Here is a 5,355-nt window from a genome sequence, read left to right as displayed (position 1 = left end):
TACCCGGAAGACGACGGGGTCGAGGTCGAAGTAGCGGCCGAGGCCCGCGCACACACCCCCGACGACCTTGGGCTGCCGGCTCCGGGTGAGCCTGCGGGCGGGCGGCGCCGCCTCCGGTGCGCCCTGCTGCCCGGGTGCGCCCTGGGCCGCCGCGTCCTGGTCCTCGGTCATGCGCCTATGGTGACCCCCGCCTCCCCTCCGGGCATCGGGGCCCGACCCCTACCCGACCCTGATTTACGGAGCGCCGGTGCCCGCGCCGCCTCCCCCATGGCCTCCGGCATGGGTGGTGCCCCCAGTACGGCCCGAACTACAGGGTTGTGTCAGGGGCGAACCCTGATGACCGCACCGGCCCGCCCGTGTGACGATCGGTTCATGCCCCCCGCCCCGCCGACCGCGAGCACCGGTTCCTCGGCGAGCGCCGGCCCCCCGCCCGCCGAGGACGCCGCCGGCAACGGCGGCACCAGCGGCACGCCGCCCCCGCTGCGCAAGCTGTACCGCAGCGCCGAGGGCCGCATGCTCGGCGGCGTCGCCCGTGGCCTCGCGGGGCACTTGGGGCTGCCGGTCTCCTGGGTCCGCATCGTCTTCATCGCGCTGGCCGTGACCGAGGGACTGGGCGTGCTGCTCTACGCGTCCTTCTGGTTCGTCGTGCCGCTCGGTACGGGCGGGGTCGACGCCGCCCGTAAGGCGAGCACCACCGCGCCCGCCGAACCCGAGGGCAAGGCCCGCCGCCGCGTCCGCAGGCCCGACAAGGGCCAGATCTTCGCCGTGCTGGCGGTGCTGATCGGCGCCGGAGTACTCGCCGACAACCTGCAGTTCGGCCGCGTGAACACCTACGTGTGGCCGGTGCTGCTGATCGGCCTGGGCGTCGCCCTGGTCTGGCGGCAGGCGGACGACGCCCGCCGCGCCCACTGGGCAGCGGTCACCCGCCGCCGGGCACTGGTGCCGATCGCGCGCAGCGCGGCCGGTGTGCTGCTGGTGGCGGTGGGCGTCAGCGGCATCGTGGTCGTGCAGGGCTCCGCCCGCCATCTCGGCCCGGTCCTGCAGGCCGCCCTCGCCGTCCTGGTCGGCGTCGCGCTGCTCGCCGGTCCGTACCTCGTACGGATGATGCAGGACCTGTCCGAGGAACGGCTGATGCGCATCCGCGCACAGGAACGCGCCGAGGTCGCGGCGCACGTACACGACTCCGTGCTGCACACCCTCACCCTCATCCAGCGCAACGCCGACCAGCCCCGCGAGGTGACCCGCCTCGCCCGCGCCCAGGAACGCGAGCTGCGCGCGTGGCTCTACAAGCCGCAGGGCAGAGGAAAGGGGGCCGCCGAGGACGCGGCGGCGAAACCGGCGACGCTGGCCGAGTCCGTACGGGCCACGGCCGCCGAGGTCGAGGACTATCACGGCGTACCGGTGGAGGTCGTGTGCGTCGGCGACTGCCCCCTCGACGTGGGCCTGGACGCACAGGTTCAGGCCGCGCGCGAGGCGATGGTCAACGCCGCCAAGTACGGTGGCGAAGGAGGGGCGGTGCAGGTCTTCGCGGAGGTGGAGGACGGCACGGTCTTCGTGTCCGTACGCGACCGGGGCCCGGGCTTCGACCCGGACGCGGTGCCGGCCGACCGGATGGGCGTGCGCGAGTCCATCATCGGCCGCATGCGGCGTCACGGCGGTACGGCCCGGCTGCGGTCGACGCCGGGCGAGGGGACAGAGGTGGAGCTGGAGATGGAGAGGGCGACGGAGTCTTGACTGCTCCCCCAGCTGAAGCAGGGGGATTCCCGTACGGCCTGATGGCCACACGCCGCCTACGCGGTACGCCTCGCGGCGCGGGGTTTCTGTTTCACAGCCGACTGCGGAAGGGAGGACCCTTGCCGTCTGACATCAGCTCCACAGACATCGCCAGGGTTCTCCCCGGCTACGGCTCGACCAGCCGCAAGAATGTTCTTCGCCGCATTGATGTCCCGGTCATGCCGGGTACGGCAGCCCGGACAGGTCCAGTGCCGGGTAGAAAGTTTCAGCTCAGTCAGCAGATGCCCACACGTAGAGCACGTCTTGGACGACGGGTACCAGCGGTCGATCACCACAAGGTGCCGTCCGGCACGTTCTGCCTTGTACTCCAGCTGACGTCGGAACTCACCCCACCCGCAGTCCGAGATGGCTTTGGACGGGTTGCGGTTCTTCACCATGTTCTTAACCGTGAGGTCTTCGATCACAATGATGTCGGTTTCACGGACCAGCTTGGTGCTGGTGCGATGCAGAAAATCGACACGCGCGTTGCGGACCTTGCGGTGGGCCCGTGCGACCTTCTTCCTGGCCTTCCTGCGGTTCATGCTGCCGCGCTGACAGCGGGCCATGCGCCGCTGGTAGCGGGCGAGGTTGCGCTGCTTCTTCGTCAGGTGACGAGGGTTGGCGATGCGCTCCCCGTCGCTGGTAACTGCGAAGTTCTTGATGCCCAGATCGATGCCGACCTCATGCCCGGCAGTCTCCAAGGGCTCTGGCTCAGCGGTGTCGACGGCGAAGGTGACGTACCAGCGTCCGTCAGGGTCGCGGGAGATCACCACCATGGTCGGGTTCAGCGTGGCCAGGTCAGTATTTTTGAAGGACCACACGAACCTGAGCGGTGTTGCAGTCTTAGCCATGCACAGTTCGCCGTTGCCCATACGGAACGCCGAGCGGGTGTAGTGCGCGGACTGACGGGAGTTGCGGTTTTTGAACCTGGGGTACTTTGCCCGTCCGGCAAAGAAATTCGCGAACGCGGTGTGCTGGTGACGCAGTGTCTGCTGAAGGGGAACACTGGAGACCTCGGACAGAAACGCGAGATCCTCCGTCTTCTTCCACTTCGTCAGTGCGGCATCGGTCTCCTTGTACGAGGTCCTGATGCCTCTCTGGTGGTAGTCACGGTGCCGCTCACCGAGGGTCTTGTTCCACACCAGACGTACACAGCCGAACGTGCGGCCGAAGATGGCCGCCTGCTCGGAGTCCGGGTATGCCCGGCACTTGTACGCTACCCTCACGGGCAACAGCTTACACATCGCTGCAACTTGAGTAAGACTGCTGGCCGGATACTGGCGAACTCCGTTCTCGGACCGTCCCGGCTTCGCCGGGCCGCTCCCGGCGGAGTCCGAATTCCTCCCCGGCCTGAAGTCCGGGGCATCCTTCGGAGGTATCGGTGACCGACGAGACAGCAGGCACTCCCGAGGGCACCCCGGCGGGCGCACCGGCACCCGCGCCGGCGACGGCACCCGGATCCGCACCCGCGCCGTCCGGCCGGGTCAGGGTCGTCCTCGTCGACGACCACCGGATGTTCCGCGCGGGCGTACAGGCGGAGATCGGCGTGACGGAGACGACGGGAGTCGAGGTGATCGGCGAGGCCGGCGACGTCGACCAGGCCGGCACCGTCATCGCGGCCACCCGCCCCGACGTCGTCCTGCTGGACGTGCACCTGCCGGGCGGCGGCGGCGTCGAAGTGCTGCGCCGCAGCGCCCCCTTGATGTCCGGCGCCGACTCCCCCGTACGCTTCCTCGCCCTGTCGGTCTCCGACGCCGCCGAGGACGTCATCGGCGTCATCCGCGGCGGCGCCCGCGGCTACGTCACCAAGACCATCACCGGCACCGACCTCGTCGACGCCATCTTCCGCGTCTCCGAGGGCGACGCGGTCTTCTCTCCTCGCCTCGCGGGCTTCGTGCTGGACGCCTTCGCCTCCACCGACGCGCCGCCGGTCGACGAGGACCTCGACCGCCTCACCCAGCGCGAACGCGAGGTGCTGCGGCTCATCGCCCGCGGCTACGCGTACAAGGAAGTCGCCAAGCAGCTCTTCATCTCGGTGAAGACCGTCGAGTCGCACGTCTCCGCGGTCCTCCGCAAGCTTCAGCTCTCCAACCGCCACGAGCTGACCCGCTGGGCGACCGCGAGGCGTCTGGTCTGAGGCGCCCGGGTCTGCGCCGGCGCCCGCATCCGCGCCCAACCGGCCGCTGATCAAACTCCGTTCGTCACACCAGCACACCAGCACACCAGCACACCGGTGGTGACCGCCGCTGCGCGCGCCCGCGCGCACGACTCCACCGACCGCGCTCCAGATCCCCCGTGACGAGTGGTTTGGACCGCCACCCCGGTTTCACCGGTTTTCGCCGGGCATGCCCCGCTCACGTCGTAGCACGCAGCAATACTGCCGACACTGAGCGTGAGGAGTTGCGCAATGGTGAAGCCGACCCGCGGGAGCGTCCATGGGTGAGGAATGGTTCGCCGTCCTCCCGGACAGCGACACCGGCTTCGCCGCGGCGCGCGCCCTGCGCCCGCTGGCGAGCTGCACGGTCGAGCACGCGTCCGGACGACCGTGGCTGCTGGGCCACTGGTCGTGCGAACAGGTGACCGTCGCCGCGGCGGGTACGGCGCGACTGGTGGTGGCGGGAGAGTGCCCGGCCACCGCCGCATCACTGCGGGAGTCGCTGCGCACGGTCGATTCGGTGCTCGACCTGGACAGGGTGACCGCGGGGCTGCCCGGCTGCTTCCACGCCCTCGCCTCGATCGGCGGACGGGTGCGCGTGCAGGGCACGCTGGCCTCCGTACGGCGGGTCTTCCGCGTCCGCTTCGGAGACGCGGTGGTGGCGGCGGACTCGGCACGGGTGCTGGCCCAACTGACCGCCGCCGACTGGGACCCGGCCTGGCTGGCCCTGCGACTGGCCTCGACGGCCTCGCCGTTCCCGCTCCACGAAACCACGCCGTGGCACGGTGTGCGGGCCGTGCCCGGCGATCACTGGCTGGCACTGGAGCAGGACGGCACGGCGTCCCGTCTGCGGCGCTGGTCACCCCCCGAACCGGAGTTGCCGCTCGCCGAGGGTGCGTCGGCCGTACGGGACGCGCTGTCGGCAGCGGTGAACGTACGTACGGCCGCGGGCGGAACCGTCAGCTCCGACCTCTCCGGCGGCATGGATTCCACCAGCGTCACCTTCCTGGCCGCGCACGGCCCGGCCGCCCTGGTGGCCTACCGCTGGTCGGAACACGACGAGCAGGCCGCCGACGCGCTGCCGCGCGCCCGGCACCTGGTGGACCGGAGGCACCGGATGGCGGCGATGCTGTTCGCCGGGATCGCCCCAGACGCGCCCCCCGCCGACCTGGAGGAACCCCTGGCGTGGACGAGCACCCGCGCGCGCGTCGCGCACGTGGCGGCCGCCATGGCAGCCGCGGGGTCACGGGTGCATCTGGGCGGCCACGGTGGCGACGAACTGTTCCGGCCCGGTCCCGGCTACCTCCACGATCTGGTGCGCGACTGCCCGCGCAGCGGCCTGCGGCGGCTGCGGGACCACCGCGCCGCGGCCCGGTGGTCGACGGGCGCCGTCGTGCGGGCGCTGGCCGACCTCCGTACGCCCGCCC

Annotated in this window: 5 protein-coding genes; 3 read left to right on the top strand and 2 right to left on the bottom strand. The window is 70.9% G+C overall.

Features of this window, described 5'->3' with window-relative positions; translation table 11 throughout:
* The coding region (locus ACRDP3_RS04940) for a PspC domain-containing protein (protein ID WP_431515573.1) at nt 1-171 on the bottom strand (171 nt) is incomplete at its 3' end.
* A gap of 201 nt (nt 172-372) precedes the next feature.
* Between ACRDP3_RS04940 and ACRDP3_RS04935 the strand changes: the two genes are divergently transcribed.
* Nucleotides 373-1,734, top strand: a complete 1,362-nt coding sequence (locus tag ACRDP3_RS04935; protein WP_431515571.1) for a PspC domain-containing protein — start codon at nt 373-375, stop codon at nt 1,732-1,734.
* 56 nt (nt 1,735-1,790) lie between these two features.
* On the opposite strand, the gene ACRDP3_RS04930 is transcribed toward ACRDP3_RS04935, so the two are convergent.
* Nucleotides 1,791-3,008 carry an RNA-guided endonuclease InsQ/TnpB family protein gene (locus ACRDP3_RS04930; RefSeq protein ID WP_431515572.1) on the bottom strand — a complete coding sequence of 406 codons (1,218 nt, stop codon included), beginning with the start codon at nt 3,006-3,008 and terminating at the stop codon, nt 1,791-1,793.
* 146 nt (nt 3,009-3,154) lie between these two features.
* Between ACRDP3_RS04930 and ACRDP3_RS04925 the strand changes: the two genes are divergently transcribed.
* Complete coding sequence (locus ACRDP3_RS04925; RefSeq protein WP_431515570.1) at nt 3,155-3,910, top strand: LuxR C-terminal-related transcriptional regulator; 756 nt, start codon at nt 3,155-3,157, stop codon at nt 3,908-3,910.
* A gap of 298 nt (nt 3,911-4,208) precedes the next feature.
* On the top strand, nt 4,209-5,355 hold a 1,147-nt coding region (locus ACRDP3_RS04920), incomplete at its 3' end, for an asparagine synthase-related protein (RefSeq protein ID WP_431515569.1).

The organism is Streptomyces sp. (assembly GCF_050698815.1).
Classification (GTDB): Bacteria; Actinomycetota; Actinomycetes; order Streptomycetales; family Streptomycetaceae; genus Streptomyces.
This window is presented reverse-complemented; position numbering and strand designations above follow the sequence as displayed.

Coding starts and splice junctions, on each gene's coding strand:
- ACRDP3_RS04935 (WP_431515571.1), top strand. CDS start 373: ATGCCCCCCGCCCCGCCGACCGCGAGCACCGGTTCCTCGGCGAGCGCC.